Origin of the sequence: Agarivorans sp. QJM3NY_29, assembly GCF_050870835.2 — a bacterium.
Taxonomy (GTDB): Bacteria; Pseudomonadota; Gammaproteobacteria; order Enterobacterales; family Celerinatantimonadaceae; genus Agarivorans.
The window spans coordinates 2,061,144-2,077,149 of the sequence record NZ_CP194036.2 but is presented as its reverse complement, the minus strand read 5'-3'; the positions used below and the strand labels follow the sequence as shown (position 1 = coordinate 2,077,149).

Here is a 16,006-nt window from a genome sequence, read left to right as displayed (position 1 = left end):
TTGCTTTATTCATCAATCGATTTTGTATTGCGTCGTTACACCTGCAACTACGCCCAAATAATTTAACCTTTCACACCACCCGCAGTTAAACCTCCAACCAACCATCGTTGCGCCATGAGGAATACCAAGGTAATAGGGAAACCTGACAATACTGCCGCTGCGGCGAAATCACCCCATAAGTAGTTTTGCGGGTATAAGTATTGCTGAGCACCAACAGCAAGGGTGAGCTTATCGACATCTTGCATCAATACAGAAGCCATAGGCACTTCGGTAATCACACCGATAAATGCAAGGATAAACACGACCGCTAAAATTGGCACAGACAGCGGCAACAAGACCAACCTAAATGCCTGCCAAGGTGTTGCGCCATCAATTGCTGCAGATTCCTCTAAGGCCGGGTCGATGGTTTCGAAGTAACCTTTAATCGTCCAGACGTGTAGTGCAATCCCCCCAAGATAAGCCAATATCAAACCACCGTGAGTATTTAAACCTAACCATGGAACATACTCACCAATCTTATTGAACAAGGCATAAATCGCGACCAAGGCCAATACCGAGGGGAACATTTGAAAGATCAACATCCCATTTAAAATGGTTGCCTTGCCTTTAAAGCGCATCCGCGCAAAGGCATAAGCACTGGTCGTCGATAGGGCTACAATCAGTAATGCTGAAATGCCCGCAACTTTAATCGAGTTCCATAACCAAATCAGTACCGGAAATGGTGGTGGCGTGGTTGAACCATCCGGATTCAACACCGAAATACCTAAAGCCAAACGCCAGTGATCGAGCGTGGGATTTGACGGAATCAACTCTCCAACAGCAAAGTTACCAGTACGGAAAGAAATAGTGATGACCATCAATAATGGAAAAATTATTAAACATAGAAATAAACATAAGCTAACGTGAGTTGCTAGTTTTCTATACTTCAAAGACTTAGCTTGAACCATTGCCATAACAACTCCTCCTTATGCCGTTTTATCAGCTTTTGTTAATTTCAAATTGACTAAGGCTAACGCGCCAACCACCAAGAAGATCAGGGTAGCAATCGCACTGGCAAGTCCATAGTCTTGTCCACCATCGCCTTGGAAGGCAATGCGGTAGGTATAACTTACAAGTAAATCGGTGGTACCCGCTGGGGTTGAGGCACCGATAATATCGGGCCCACCATTGGTGAGTAACTGAATCAACACGAAGTTATTAAAGTTAAAGGCAAATGAAGCGACTAACAAAGGCGTCAATGGTTTCATCAGCAGCGGCACAGTAATATTTAAAAAATTACTGATAGGGCCTGCACCATCCATTGCAGAGGCTTCATAAAGATCTTCAGGAATAGACTTAAGCATCCCTAAACATAAGATCATCATGTATGGGTAGCCTAGCCAGGTATTCACGATCAGAATCATCGACTTGGCCATAAGGGGATCGGTGAACCAATCCGGCTTGATGCCAAACAAAGATTCCAAAATGCCGTTTATTTCCCCAAAGTTTTGATTAAATAAACCTTTAAACACCAAGATAGAGATAAATGCAGGGATAGCATAAGGCAGAATGAGCACCACGCGATAAATCGCTCGACCTTTGAGCTCTTCCCATTGAATGAGGCAGGCGAGAACCATACCGATCGCAAGAGTGAAGGCAACGGAAGCGGCCGCAAAAATAACCGTCCAAATAAAGATCTCAATAAAAGGTTCTTTAATCCCCTTATCGGTCATCACTCGATCAAAATTCTTCCAACCCACTTTCACAGTAAAACCAGGGGCTAAACGCTCACCAACGAACTCACCATCACCATCAATATACTGAAAATAACCAGTCTCCATATTCGGCAACATCAGTTGACCCGTCTGGTTATTCCGTAAGATCGAAGGGCCAGGCAGAATAACACCACTATCTTTCAGTACCACGCCGTCTTGTAAACGAGAGTATAAAGGCTTCATCGCAGAAAATTTACGCAAGCCATTCATCACTAACTCATCACCATTCGGAGTCACAAGAATTAAACTACCTAAAAACTGCCGATGAGTAATAATGTCCTTAATTGGGGTTACGGGAGAATTTGGCAAACTATCAACAACTTTCAATTTAAGTCGTGACGTTTCCAAACTAAGCTTTTTAGCCTTAATGTCCGCATTAGAAATAGCGTCAATGGGACGTGTAATAAACATCACTTCATCTTGCTTCAGCGCAAGAATATACTTCCCATCCTCAGCTCGATGCAATTGAAAGCCAAACGAGCCACCTTTCGCCATATATATTTTCTGTGTATGTAATTGTTCTACCCGCTCCAACGATAACAAATTTGTTCCGCTGTAATTGGTAAACGCAATACCAATGGTATAGGCCAAAGGGAAAATAATAAACACAACCATGCCGGCAATGCCGGGGAAAATATAGCGATGTGCATACATTTTTTTATTCACAAAAACATACACACCAGTAGAAACAACAACAAGGGTGAGCAATGCAAATGCATACTCACCACCTGCATACATCAGCACAATTGCGTAGCCGTTGAGCAACACAATCGCTGAAACCAGTAGCAGTTTTAGCCAAGCATACTTGCCCTGCATAAAACCTGGAGACGCAGAATGACCCATCTTATGTACAACCTTTGAGTTAGACCGAAATTAACAAGAGGAGGGTAGACCAAGCCCCTCCCCCTAATCGAAATAATATGACCGTATTATTTCGCTATACGACGCGCAGCGGCGTCTAATGCTTTATCAATCGGCTGACGACCGCTGGTAATGTTGGTGAGAGATGTTGCCATCGCCGACCAAAATTTACCCATGGCCGCAACATTAGGCATTGGCTCGCCATCCTCAGCATTCGCAAAGGTCGCTGCAATACGAGGATCACCCGCTAACTGTTTCATAAATGATTTAAGAGCAACAGCACCTAACGGCACATCATCGTTTACCGTTTTCAAACCTTCATCGGTTATCAAATAGTTTTCTAAAAACTCTACCGCTAAATCAGCATTGGGTGAGGCCGCGTTAATTGCACCAGCCAATACACCAACCATTGGCTTAGCTTTTTGTCCATTAACCGTTGGAATGTAAGTTACACCGTAATTAATGCCACTTTTATCGAGGTTATCCCAAGCCCAGGGACCATTAATCATCATCGCCACTTCGCCTTTATTGAAGGCTGAATCCATCACCCCGTAATCAGCTCCCTTCGGCATTTGACCGCCATCGATCAGGTCTTTAATTACTTTCGCGCCCATTTTCGCGCCAGCATTCGCTACACCGGTATCTTTTACGTCGTAAGCACCATTCTCAAATTTGAAGATGTAGCCACCATTGGCTGCCAATATCGGCCATGAAAAATAAGTGTTGTTGTAATCCCATAAAATAGCGTGTTTACCATCTTTTTGTAGCTGAGCATCTAAGGCTGGAATTTCTTCCCAAGTTTTTGGGGGAGTCGGTACTAAATCTTTATTATAAATAAGACCAATTGATTCAATCGAGATAGGGTAACCATAAACTTTGCCATTAATCGTGACCGCATTCCAAGCAAAGTCCTCTATAGCCGCTTTTTTCTCAGCGCTCGGTTTCAGTTCTGCTAATAAACCGGCATCAACCCAATCGCCGAAACGGTCATGTGGCCATAAGAAGATATCTGGGCCTGAACCAGTTGAAGCAGCCTGTTGAAATTTACCAGGGGCGTCGTCTGGGTGAGCAACACTCACTTTAATGCCGGTATCGGCTTCAAAGCGTTTGCCTACTTCTGCTAAGCCGTTATAGCCTTTATCACCATTAATCCAAATAGTGAGCTGACCTTCCTCAATTGCAGCAAAAGCATTCGATACCATGCCCAAAGAAGCAACCGCAATAGCAGATGCAAGAATTGTCTTTTTCATTAGCCTTTCCTTAACTGTCGTTATGATTATTGTAGTCGCAAGAGTAACTTGCTGAACTTGATTCTAGCTCAACAGAACTGAAACTCACATGACTCAGCTCGCAATTTTGAAACTATACTACATAACGAAAAAGCAAGGAAAGACGGGGCCTTAAAGGCAATCCAATCTCAATAAGTTGGTAATAAAACAACAAAATTAACTACATTAGCACTTGAAAACCTTTGCATGTGGTAATTTTACAACAACAATGAAACTGACAACCTTTTCAAACATAGCTACTGACTTAATTGTTATTTTTAAGTTGTTCTCTCAAATTAGGCGGGATACCAACAATTGTCAAAGTATCGCTCGCCTCATCATAAAATACCCGCTCTCCTAACAGCTTTTGCTCGAAGCTAATAGAAACGCCTTTCCCTTGACCAAAACACTTAGCAAGTTTTTTCAAAGTGCTGCGGTCTGCTGGAAACTGCTCTTCCAAAGGATAGTTTTCGGCCGCAAACTGATAAAAATCGACATTTTCATCGTCGGTCGGTAAGGCCTTAGCAAGTTCACCCACAACGATTTCTTCACCATCTTTAAGCTGCTGCTCACAATAACTTTTCACTTCAGCTTTATAAGCTTGTTTCTCTTCTTTATCTAACTGCGTCGCTTGGCAATAATCATCGACCGCTTGCATCAATACGGTATTTTGCAACTTCACATCAAGACCATCATCACAACCAAGAAACTCAACAAAAAAATCTGCAATTTTACGCCCAGCCCGACCTTTCACATAAGAAACATAACGTCTCGATTCAGCGTTACGCTGCATATCGGTAATATCGATCCGGGCTGCTAATTGAATTGAACTGGTTTCCAAATAACGACTCGCGGTCAGCTCTAGACTTTCATCAACCGCCGGTGAAGTTTTATTTTCGAGCAACATAATTAATAAATACTCGCCAGCGACATGTTCATAATGAGCCAGTAACAAAACCCCCTGCTCTATAAACTCATATTTTTTGAGTTCTTCAACCAGTACTGAGCCGCTATCAACACTAAACCGATGAAAATCCAACTCGCTACTCAATAACAGATCGAGCTTCTCTTTAAAGGTACTGGTGTTTTCTGGCGGGTAGTAGCCAAAGCCTTTGGCTGCACGGCCACTAAAGTTCAAGTGTAAACTCTCAATGAGACTGAGCGCCTGCTCGCTATGCAGCATTTCTTCGCTGCGGGCCTGTAAGGCGATTTGGCCGTCGGCTGCCAATTCTAATGAATGTAAAATAAGATGTTTTAATGAAATACTCATAGTTTTTGCTGTTAGTGTTTACTGACAAGGTGGGGTATTATACGCGTCTTTATCGTTAATTTTGCAGAGAAGAAATGGCAATAGTTTCAAAATATTCCACAGAGCAAGTGGAACAATTACTAAATGATGTACTCAAAGTAGTCAACAACCATAATGTAACCACCGATTTAGCATTAATGGTGTTAGGTAATGCAACGACTTGCCTGATTAATCAACGTGTTGCTCCAGAGCAAAGGAAGACTCTTGCCGAAGGTTTCTCAAAAGCACTGAAAAGTTCAATCAGTGAATCATAGGCTACCCTGAAGGACTTAAGAACAATCAATGGTAAATAACTCAAAGCAGTACCGAGACAAGGTGTCACAGTTAATCAGCTGGGGACATTGGTTTTGTTTGTCTAATATCATTCTTTCATTAATTGTAGGCTTACGTTATTTGGTGTTGGCCGCAGCGCCAGAGACATTTTTAGGCCAGAGTTATTTACTGATCAGTTGGTTGGGCCAATTTTCATTTATTGGCTTTGTACTTTTTTTGGTGACCCTATTCCCCCTCAGTTTTGTATTCCCCAGCAATCGAACCCTTCGTTTTGTTGGCGCGCTCTTTGCCACTTTAGGGGTTAGTCTACTGATTGTTGATACCGAGGTATTCGCCTCCTTTAATCTTCATCTTAATCCAGTCTTACTGGAACTCTTAGTCGATAAAGAGCAAAATAGCCAAGCAAACACCCTTAACTTACTATTTGTCGCGGTACCGTTCATCTTCTTGCTAGAGTTATGGCTGGCCCGACTCTGTTGGAAATATTTACGACGTTTAGAGCATGCCCATTTAGGCGTACCTATCGCAGTATTACTATTTATTTGTTTTTTGCTTACCCATCTGGTGCACGCTTGGGCAGACGCAACCGATTATCGCTCGATTACTCAACAAAAAAACAACTACCCATTGTTCTACCCACTCACGGCTCGTAGTTTTTTACAAGAACAAGGGATTTTCGATGTTGATGCATATTACCAACAAGTCAATAAACGCGAGACAGCAAAGCTAGGCGGATTGCGCTACCCTATTTCTTCACTGAAATATGCACCTACGGCACAACACTACAATGTGATGCTGATTGTCGTAGAAGGCCTACGCTGGGACGCCCTCAATCAACAAACAATGCCCAACAGCTGGAAACAGGCCAAACGTTCTAGTCAGTTTTTTAGTCACTATAGCGGTGGTAATCGAGCACAAGAAGGCTTATTCAGCTTGTTCTATGGCATCCCAAGCAGTTATTGGTCTAATATTATCAAGCAACATCAAAGCCCAGTACTCATATCCGCACTGCAAGCACATAACTACCAAATCGAGCTCTTCAGTAGCCGTGGAGTAAACCACCCTGAACTCGCCGGAACCAGCTTCGCCGGTGTTAAAAACCTCGATATGACCGAATGGCCAAGCGGGGCGAAAGGCGATAAACAAGCGATTCAAAAATGGTTAATCTGGCAGCAAAGCAAGTTCTCCCAATTACCTTGGTTTAACTTTCTTTATTTAAATGGCGTTGCTGCGTTTGATAATGGTAACGGTGACGCCATCCAAGTCGTCACCCCCGACTCATTACGTAGCGGCTATCAACAAGCAGCCCAGCAGCTCGATCAACAACTTGCAAAAGTTTATGAACAACTAAGCCAAAGTGGCCAACTAGAGAAAACCATACTCATCTTCACCTCTGATTATGGTAACGAATTAGGCGATAACAACAGCAACTACTGGGGCAATGGTAGCAACTTTAGCCGCTATCAAACGCAAGTTCCGTTATTTATATCTTGGCCCAAGCAAACACCAACGCTACAACATGGTGATACCAGTCATAACGATCTAGCACCCACCCTATTAGAAGGTTTGCTCGGCGTAAACTCAAACCCAAATGGCTATAGCAGTGGGCAAAATATCTTCAAAAAACGCAAGCGTGATTGGATATTAATTGGCAACCAGGAACAACAAGCCGTTGTTCAGCAAAATCAAATTACCTTGTTTAATAAATCCGGAAGTTATCGGGTATTTAATCGGGAACTAGAGCCCAGTAATGCCTCTGTTTCAGTCCCGATGTTGGTACAAGTATTGAACGATTTAAAACGTTTTTATCAGCCACAGCCCTAATTTGCCTATTCACTGAGCAATCGAACACAAATTAGTAGGCCGTGTATTGACAGCGGACCGATACCTAAGTAAATTCACAGCTCAAATCGGTACGTAGCGCAGCTTGGTAGCGCACTGTCATGGGGTGTCAGGGGTCGGAGGTTCAAATCCTCTCGTACCGACCACATTAAAGCCCGTCGCCTAATCAGCGACGGGCTTTCGCTTTTCAAAGGCAATTATCTTCGGCTGTTTAACTCCTTTGCCTATGAATCGTCGGCCATCGTTTTAAGTTTGCTTGAACTCACCAATAGCGGCTATAAGTCCACCACTCATATCTTTGTATGCGTAGCTGCAAAACGACCCGCAGCCATGAGTAAAATCAAAGTATATAAATTGAGAAATTCTATTACCTACCAACCCAAAGTTTAAAGTCATAAATGTCATAATAATAGACGATAGTACACGCGCGTAATTGGTACTCAATAAGCCAGCGTGACGCATTGTAATAATCAGTAAGAGCACCTTAAATAAACCAAATCTACCTTTCTTCAGAATATTTTAGGCAACTGCTCTGATCAGCCCGCTGCCATGCCACTTTATAAACAAACGTGCTAAAATCGGCGCATAAAAAATAGTGATGAAACAAACTACTTCCCCCTCTTTGGGTGACTTTAAGGAACGAATATGATTATCAAACCTAAGATCCGTGGTTTTATTTGTACAACCACCCATCCGCTTGGTTGTGCTGCCAATGTCCAAGAGCAAATTGACTACACCAAACAGCAAGGCCCAATAAAAAATGGGCCAAAAAGAGTATTGGTTGTCGGGTCATCCAGCGGTTATGGTTTATCTTCACGTATCGCAGCGGCCTTCGGCAATGGCGCCGCAACCATTGGTGTTTTCTTTGAGAAAGCAGCAACAGAAAAGAAACCAGGAACTGCTGGTTGGTATAATGCTGCGGCCTTCGATCAAAAAGCTCACGAAGCTGGTTTATATGCCAAAAGCATTAATGGTGATGCCTTCTCACATCAAGCCAAGCAGGCAGCTGTTGACTTGATTAAGCAAGATCTAGGACAAATTGACTTAGTAGTTTATTCCTTAGCGTCTCCAGTAAGGAAGCTCCCAGATACCGGAGAACTAATACGCTCCAGCCTAAAACCTATTGGTGAAACCTACAGCGCAACCGCCGTAGATACCAATAAAGATACCATTATTGAAACCAGTGTTGAGCCTGCGACAGAACAAGAGATCGCAGATACAATCACGGTAATGGGTGGCGAAGACTGGGAGCTTTGGATTAAAGCGCTGGATGAAGCGGGCGTACTCGCCCAAGGCTGTAAAACCGTTGCCTATAGTTATATTGGCACCGCATTAACTTGGCCAATTTACTGGGATGGCGCTTTGGGTAAAGCCAAAATGGATTTAGATCGTGCCGCCGTATCTTTAAATGAAAAATTAGCCACACGTGATGGCAGCGCCAACGTTGCAGTACTGAAGAGTGTCGTGACTCAAGCTAGCTCAGCGATCCCTGTGATGCCACTTTACATCTCAATGGTGTTTAAGATCATGAAACAAAAAGGCGTTCATGAAGGCTGTATGGAACAAATCTATCGGATGTTTAGTCAACGCCTCTATCGTACAGACGGCAATGCTCCAGAGCTTGATGAGAGCAATCGCTTACGTCTTGATGATTGGGAGTTAGCCGAAGATATTCAACAAGCTTGTGTTGATTTATGGCCACAAATCACCACCGAAAACCTGCGTCAACATACGGATTACGACTACTATAAAGCCGAGTTTTTGAAACTATTTGGTTTTGGTATTGCCGGAATTGACTATGAGGCAGACGTAAATACCTTGGTTCCTTTCAACGTGATTGAAGTCGCCTAATGACAAAAGAGCCGCCCAACAATTGAGCGGCTCTTTATTCTTTAACTTTAAACAGAATTCGGAATATAGAAAGAGTAATACCAACGTCATCAAGCGATTGATTATCCCGAGTTCAATTTATGTTATTTATTCACCTTGTTATATCTCACTCGACCCGCTCTCGGTAAATAAGCATCAAGATATAAACCGTCTTTTGCGATTTTATACTCTACCACTTTGTCTGCCGAAGTGACGATCACGCGTTCACCTTTGATTTCGTATTGAGTGGCGACCCGACTCCCAGACTTTAGCTGTCCTATTTGATCAAATACCAAGCGATCTTTCTTGCCATAAAATGCCTGCTCAGATTCCCAAGTTCCGATTAAAGGATTAATCGTCACTCTTCGCTTTGCTCCAACTAACTCAGGATAAGAAAAATACAAAAATGCTAACACCCCTAGGGCGATAACCACCAAAGCCGAAATTAATACTAAGGATTTTTTCACCAACGTCTCCGATAAATAAAAAGGGCGAAACCGCCCTTCTATTCGCTTGTTAACTCAACATAAGGTTTACAGCAAAGTTTTAATCTCTGCTTTACTCTTTAATAAGTCAATCAAGGTTTGGTAACTCGCTTCTGTTTTAATGCTGGCCAGCTGTTGTAACCAACGTTGAGTCTCTGTGCTTTCTACGGTTTCCACCTCATTGACAGCGGTAAGCTGTAATACTAGCTGATCACCATTCATTGTGCTTATTCGCCCGGCAACTTTCTGCGCTAACGGCTTAGCCATCATAAATAAATGCCGAATAACTTGCGGCTCTAACTCTTGGCTATCCCGAGTCAATTGACTCTTAGTCGTAAACTGTAAGTGTTGCTGATAAAGCAAATCATCTAAGCCTTCACCAGATTTTAGCGCAGCAATCAACTTGTCAGCATATGCTTGGGCTGCTTGAGTCGCTCTAGTTTGGGTTAAATTACTGGCAATTTGCGATTCAACGACTTCGAAAGGTTTCACGGTCGCCGCCGAATGCCCAGTAACACGAACCACTACAGAGCTATTATCCGCCAGTTGAATAACATCACTATTTAAACCTTCAGCAATAAATTCTGGGTCGAATAGCTTACTTATCACCTGCGCTTGCCCTAAAACTGCATTTGCATTAGTACGACTTAAACCCTTAACCGTTTCAAGCTTAAGGCCTGTCTCGCTAGCCACTTCAACTAAAGAATCAGGAACTTCAAAAGACAGCTCAGCCACTTTTTGCGCTTGTTCATAAAACGCTGTTTGTGCCTTTTCATGTCGTAATTGTTGGCTGATTTGCTCACTCACTTGGTCGAGCGGCTTCACTTGTGCAGTTTGTACATCAAGCAACTTAATTAAATGGTAACCAAAAGCGGATTTAACAATTGGACTCACATCGCCTTTCTGTGCAAGCGCGAAGGCGGCCTCATCAAATGCTGGGTCCATCACTCCACTTTCGAACCAATCAAGCTCACCGCCTTTTTCACCACTAAAGCTATCGTCGGATGACTCTGCAGCTAAGGCCGCAAAATCTTCACCTTGATTGAGTTTGGCTAATAACTGTTCTGCTTTTGTTAGCGCAGCGGTTTCGTCGTCACCAAAATTAACCAAAATATGGGCAACTTTACGCTTTTCTGGCTGAGTATAAGTTTGACTATTTGCCTTATAGAATTGATCTATTTCCTCAGGACTTACTGCGATAGTTTTAGCCAATTCATCAGCATCAACTAAAATATACTCAACATCAACCGACTCTTCTGTTTTGAAGCTATCTTTATGTGCTTGATAATAAGCCTTTAAATCTTCGCTTGAAGGCTTCTCTGCCGCAACGAAATTTGCAGTTGGGATCGTCACATAGCGAACATCACGAGTTTGTTGATTTAACTTCGCCAGTAGCTCTGCTTCACTCGGTAACGCAAACTCACTGCCTAATAAAGCGTTTTGCAACTGTTGACGAGTCAAGTCATTACGCATCATATCGCGAAATTGACTCGGCTGAAAATGTGCTCGAGAAAGTACCGCTAAATAGCGGTCATTATCAAAACGCCCGTCAACTTGGAACTCTGGCATTTTGAGAATTTGCGACTTAAGCTGTGCATCACTGATTCTGAGTCCATACTGTTCAGCGGCTTGATCAAGTAAACGTTCTGACACCATACGGTCTAACACGTTATTTCTAAATTGGGCCATATAGCTTGGGTCAGCGGCTAATTGATTAAAGGCGTCACCAAATTGATTTTCTAATCGCGCCCGTTCATTTTGATAGGCTTTATCAAATTCGGCACGACTAATTGATTCGCCATTCACGGTTGCTGCTAATTGTTCGCTTGGACTCGCAATATAACTACCAACACCAGCCAGTGCAAAAGATAAAATGACCAGACCGAGGATGATCTTGGCTACCGGACCTTGGCTTCCTTCACGGAGCTTTTCCAACATGCTTAGTTACTCTTTACCACATAAATAATGAAAAAGCGCATCGTAGGATGCGCCTTTGACAGACCGCAAATCAATCTACAGCTGACAATTAGTTTACTGCGTCTTTCAACGCTTTGCCGGCTTTAAACGAAGGTACGTTAGCAGCGGCAATTTGAATTTCTGCACCGGTTTGTGGGTTACGGCCAGTACGAGCCGAACGTTCTTTCACTTGAAAAGTACCAAAACCTACTAAGGCAACATTATCGCCTTCTTTCAACGAATCAGAAATAGCTTCGATAAAAGAATCAAGAGCACGACCGGCAGCGGCCTTAGAAATATCTGCACCTTCAGCGATTTTGTCTACGAGTTGAGCTTTATTCACAATGGGTTCCCCTTGTTGTTATTCCTTTTCATTTTACCGCGGGAAAAGTTCCCTATTATTTGCGGCTCAGAACCAGGCTAGTCAGTCTACAGTTAGTTAATTTATATACTATTAATTTGTCATAACGGCTTATATGCCAGCCTTAGGCTATAGCCCTTAAACAAGGCTGGCAAGAATTATTTTACGATTGAATTGCGTTTATTTGCATTGACTCAAGCTTTTACCTCAAAGGCTTCAGGATTTTGCTCTAAAGCAGCTTCTAACACCTGCTCAATCCAGCGCACTGGGATGATTTTTAAGTCTCCAATGACATTTTGTGGTATTTCTTCCAGATCTCGTTCATTTTCCTTTGGAATAAGCACCGTTTTAATTCCACCACGGTGAGCTGCCAACAGTTTCTCTTTTAAACCACCAATCGGCAATACTTCTCCGCGTAAGGTAATTTCGCCAGTCATCGCAACTTCGGCTTTCACTGGATTTCCCGTTAAACTAGACACCAAAGCAGTACACATTGCGACACCCGCACTTGGTCCATCCTTTGGAGTTGCACCTTCAGGAACATGCACATGGATATCGCGCTTCTCATAAAAATCACTATTGATCCGCCATTTATCGGCTCTCGAACGAACCACTGTCATCGCAGCTTGAATTGACTCCTGCATCACGTCACCCAAGGAACCGGTATAAGTTAACTTGCCTTTACCCGGAACAGAGGCGGTTTCGATGGTAAGTAGATCCCCACCAACTTCAGTCCATGCAAGGCCTGTGACCATACCCACACGGTTATTCTCATCGGCTTTACCATAATCGCAGCGTTGCACACCTAAATACTGACTGAGATTCTTTTGGCTAATTTCGACTTTCTTGATCGATTTATCCAACAAAATTTCTTTTACCGCTTTACGGCATAACTTAGAAATCTCGCGTTCTAAGTTACGAACCCCAGCTTCTCGGGTGTAATAACGGATAATGCCAATAATGGCACTATCGTCAATGACGATCTCATGCTCTTTCAAACCATTGCGCTTAATTTGCTTACTAATGAGGTGCTGTTTGGCAATATTAAGCTTTTCATCCTCGGTATAACCCGATAGCCGAATCACTTCCATTCGATCGAGCAAAGGACCCGGAATATTCATTGAGTTTGAAGTTGCCACAAACATGACATCAGAAAGGTCGTAGTCAACTTCTAGATAGTGATCGTTAAAACTATTGTTTTGCTCCGGATCGAGAACTTCGAGTAGCGCAGAAGCAGGATCGCCACGCATATCAGAGGCCATTTTGTCGATTTCATCCAACAAGAAAAGTGGGTTTTTCACCGCAACCTTCGACATTTTTTGAATCAACTTACCCGGCATAGAACCAATATAAGTTCTACGATGCCCACGAATTTCGGCTTCATCGCGAACGCCACCTAAAGCCATACGAACGTACTTACGCCCGGTGGACTTAGCAATCGATTGGCCTAAGGAGGTCTTACCTACGCCAGGAGGCCCCACTAAGCATAAAATGGGTCCTTTCAATTTGTTCACTCGGCTTTGCACCGCCAAGTATTCCAAAATGCGCTCTTTAACTTTTTCTAAACCATAGTGGTCTTGATTCAGTACTTCCTCAGCTTTGGCTAAATCACGTTTAACTTTGGAGCGTTTTACCCAAGGAACACTGAGCATCCAATCAACATAACCACGCACCACGGTCGCTTCAGCTGACATGGGCGACATCATTTTCAACTTATTTAATTCGGCCAAAGTTTTTTCTTTGGCTTCCTTGGGCATGCGAGCTTCGTCAATCCGCAAAGAAAGCTGTTCAAATTCATCTTGACCATCTTCAGATTCACCCAGCTCTTTTTGAATCGCCTTCATTTGCTCATTCAAATAATATTCGCGCTGGCTCTTTTCCATTTGCTTCTTAACACGGCCTCGAATTTTTTTCTCAACCTGCAACAAATCAATCTCTGACTCCATCATGGCCATCAAATATTCGAGTCGCTCGGGGATACTAGAGAGCTCTAATACTGATTGCTTATCTTCAAGCTTCAACGGCATATGCGCAGCCATGGTATCCGCTAGACGTGCAGCATCATCAATTCCAGAGACTGAGGTTAATACTTCAGGTGGAATTTTTTTGTTCAGCTTGATGTAACCTTCAAATTGGCTAATCGCTGAACGAACCATAACTTCTTGCTCTTTCTCATCAGGCAGCACAGAGACAACATACTCAGCAGAGGCCACATAGTACTCGTCTTCTTGAATAATTTCTTCTAACTTAGCCCGTTGACTACCTTCAACCAACACTTTTACAGTGCCGTCAGGCAGTTTTAAGAGCTGCAGAATATTAGCCACCGTGCCTACAGTGTATAAGTCTTCCACTTGTGGATTATCATTACTTGCATCTTTTTGCGCCACTAATAAGACTTGTTTGTCTTGGTTCATCGCGCTTTCTAAGCAACGAATAGACTTTTCACGACCAACAAATAGTGGAATAACCATGTGTGGATATACCACTACATCACGTAGCGGCAATACAGGAATTTCAAATCGTTCTGAACGCTCTAAGGTCATGTCGTCCTCTTTACCTTAGCTAATAGACTCTATCAGCTATATTGGGTCAATTTTTCGTGTTTCAATTCGACCTGGAGTATTTTTAACAAAAAAACTGCAGGTCGCTGCTTTTTTAATCAATCACTTACCGTAAACGGCGCCGAACAGTACCAGTTACTTTACCAGCCATACTAATTAAACTTTGCCGAGTATGACAATGACACAAAGCGACTGCCAAAGCATCTGCTGCATCGGCTTGAGGGCTAGCCGACAAACTTAATAGCTGGGTTACCATATGTTGAACCTGTGATTTATCTGCCGCACCAGTACCCACTACGGCTTGCTTGATTTGCCGAGCCGAGTATTCCGATACTGGGATGTCACGAGAAACTGCTGCAACAATTGCAGCCCCTCGCGCTTGACCAAGCTTCAATGCCGAATCGGCATTTTTGGCCATAAATACTTGTTCAATCGCAAACTCGTCAGGAGTGAATTGTTCAATTATTTCGCTCACACCCGCATGAATTTGCTTTAATCGTAATGGTAATGCCTCCGCTTTAATACGAATACAACCACTGCCCAAGTAAGTTATTTTCCCATGTACTTGCTGAACTAAACCATAACCCGTAATCCGAGAGCCTGGATCGATGCCTAAAATTATACTCACAATAACTTATAACTGTGCCGCAACATCATCAGAAATATCCCCATTATGATAAACCTCTTGAACATCGTCGTCGTCTTCTAACATGTCAATTAAACGTAATAGTTTAGGCGCGGTGGTCGCATCTAATTCAGCTTGAACAGAAGCGATCATTGTCACTTCGGCATTTTCTGCGATAAATCCAATCGCATCGAACGCATCTTTCACTGTCCCAAACTCATTGGGGGAAGTGATTACGTCAATGCTTCCGTCATCGTGACTCTGAATATCTTCCGCACCACTGTCTAACGCGACCTCAATAATCCGTTCTTCGTCGCTGCCTGCCGTAAAACAAATAATACCTTTTTTCTCGAATAAATATGCAACACTTCCGTCAGTACCTAAGTTCCCACCACTCTTACTAAAAGCATGTCTCACACTTGATACAGTACGATTTCGATTATCGGTCATCGTTTCCACTAGGACCGCAGTACCTCCTGGCCCATAACCTTCATAGATAACCGTTTCCAGTTGTTGTCCATCAAGCTCACCAGCTCCACGTTGTACCGCCCGATTCACAGTGTCCCGAGTCATATTATTAGATAGCGCTTTATCAATTGCGGCTCTTAATCGAGGGTTCGCATCGGGATCGGAGCCCCCTTCTCTGGCTGCGACCGTAAGTTCTCGAATAAATTTTGTAAAAATTTTCCCGCGTTTAGCATCTTGAGCAGCTTTGCGGTGTTTTATATTTGCCCATTTACTATGACCGGCCATCGTTATCCCTATAAAGTAATATACATTGCAATGATAAACTCGATAAACGCGACAAGCCTAGCATTATCTTCCTCTCCATCGAACTTAAA

General features: G+C 43.1%; 13 protein-coding genes and 1 tRNA gene. 4 read left to right on the top strand and 10 right to left on the bottom strand.

Annotation, left to right across the window (positions count from 1 at the left end; all coding sequences use genetic code 11):
• Positions 1-62 precede the first annotated feature (62 nt).
• The 4 genes from malG to yejK form a co-directional block, all read right to left on the bottom strand.
• Positions 63-953, bottom strand: a complete 891-nt coding sequence (malG, locus tag ACRRS0_RS09570; RefSeq protein WP_432453432.1) for a maltose ABC transporter permease MalG — start codon at positions 951-953, stop codon at positions 63-65.
• A gap of 12 nt (positions 954-965) precedes the next feature.
• On the bottom strand, positions 966-2,597 hold the full coding sequence (malF, locus tag ACRRS0_RS09565; RefSeq protein ID WP_432453433.1) for a maltose ABC transporter permease MalF: 1,632 nt from the start codon (positions 2,595-2,597) through the stop codon (positions 966-968).
• A gap of 86 nt (positions 2,598-2,683) precedes the next feature.
• Positions 2,684-3,865, bottom strand: a complete 1,182-nt coding sequence (gene malE, locus ACRRS0_RS09560; protein WP_432453434.1) for a maltose/maltodextrin ABC transporter substrate-binding protein MalE — start codon at positions 3,863-3,865, stop codon at positions 2,684-2,686.
• Positions 3,866-4,148: 283 nt separating this feature from the next.
• Positions 4,149-5,153 (bottom strand): nucleoid-associated protein YejK, encoded by a 1,005-nt coding sequence (gene yejK, locus ACRRS0_RS09555; protein ID WP_432453435.1) that lies wholly within the window; start codon positions 5,151-5,153, stop codon positions 4,149-4,151.
• Between the two features lie 74 nt (positions 5,154-5,227).
• Between yejK and ACRRS0_RS09550 the strand changes: the two genes are divergently transcribed.
• The 4 genes from ACRRS0_RS09550 to fabV all read left to right on the top strand — a co-directional run bounded on the left by ACRRS0_RS09550 (position 5,228) and on the right by fabV (position 9,158).
• Positions 5,228-5,446: a DUF1414 domain-containing protein gene (locus ACRRS0_RS09550; protein ID WP_432453436.1), complete on the top strand. Its 219-nt coding sequence runs from the start codon at positions 5,228-5,230 to the stop codon at positions 5,444-5,446.
• 28 nt (positions 5,447-5,474) lie between these two features.
• Positions 5,475-7,289, top strand: a complete 1,815-nt coding sequence (locus ACRRS0_RS09545) for a DUF3413 domain-containing protein (RefSeq protein WP_432453437.1) — start codon at positions 5,475-5,477, stop codon at positions 7,287-7,289.
• 87 nt (positions 7,290-7,376) lie between these two features.
• A tRNA-Pro gene (locus tag ACRRS0_RS09540) sits at positions 7,377-7,453 on the top strand.
• Between the two features lie 499 nt (positions 7,454-7,952).
• The gene (gene fabV, locus ACRRS0_RS09535; protein ID WP_432453438.1) at positions 7,953-9,158 is read left to right on the top strand and encodes an enoyl-ACP reductase FabV; all 1,206 of its coding nucleotides are present in this window, start codon (positions 7,953-7,955) and stop codon (positions 9,156-9,158) included.
• Positions 9,159-9,280: 122 nt separating this feature from the next.
• Here fabV and ACRRS0_RS09530 read toward each other — a convergent pair whose 3' ends face one another.
• From ACRRS0_RS09530 to ACRRS0_RS09505, 6 genes are all read right to left on the bottom strand, one after another.
• Positions 9,281-9,643 carry a hypothetical protein gene (locus tag ACRRS0_RS09530; protein ID WP_432453439.1) on the bottom strand — a complete coding sequence of 121 codons (363 nt, stop codon included), beginning with the start codon at positions 9,641-9,643 and terminating at the stop codon, positions 9,281-9,283.
• Positions 9,644-9,709: 66 nt separating this feature from the next.
• Entirely contained in the window at positions 9,710-11,599 is a 1,890-nt protein-coding gene (gene ppiD / locus ACRRS0_RS09525; RefSeq protein ID WP_432453440.1) for a peptidylprolyl isomerase, read from the bottom strand.
• Positions 11,600-11,687: 88 nt separating this feature from the next.
• On the bottom strand, positions 11,688-11,960 hold the full coding sequence (gene hupB / locus ACRRS0_RS09520) for a nucleoid-associated protein HU-beta (protein ID WP_432453441.1): 273 nt from the start codon (positions 11,958-11,960) through the stop codon (positions 11,688-11,690).
• A 212-nt stretch (positions 11,961-12,172) separates the two neighbouring features.
• Positions 12,173-14,521 (bottom strand): endopeptidase La, encoded by a 2,349-nt coding sequence (gene lon, locus ACRRS0_RS09515; protein WP_432453442.1) that lies wholly within the window; start codon positions 14,519-14,521, stop codon positions 12,173-12,175.
• 124 nt (positions 14,522-14,645) lie between these two features.
• On the bottom strand, positions 14,646-15,167 hold the full coding sequence (gene ruvC / locus ACRRS0_RS09510; protein WP_432453443.1) for a crossover junction endodeoxyribonuclease RuvC: 522 nt from the start codon (positions 15,165-15,167) through the stop codon (positions 14,646-14,648).
• Between the two features lie 6 nt (positions 15,168-15,173).
• Entirely contained in the window at positions 15,174-15,917 is a 744-nt protein-coding gene (locus ACRRS0_RS09505) for a YebC/PmpR family DNA-binding transcriptional regulator (protein ID WP_432453444.1), read from the bottom strand.
• Positions 15,918-16,006 lie beyond the last annotated feature (89 nt).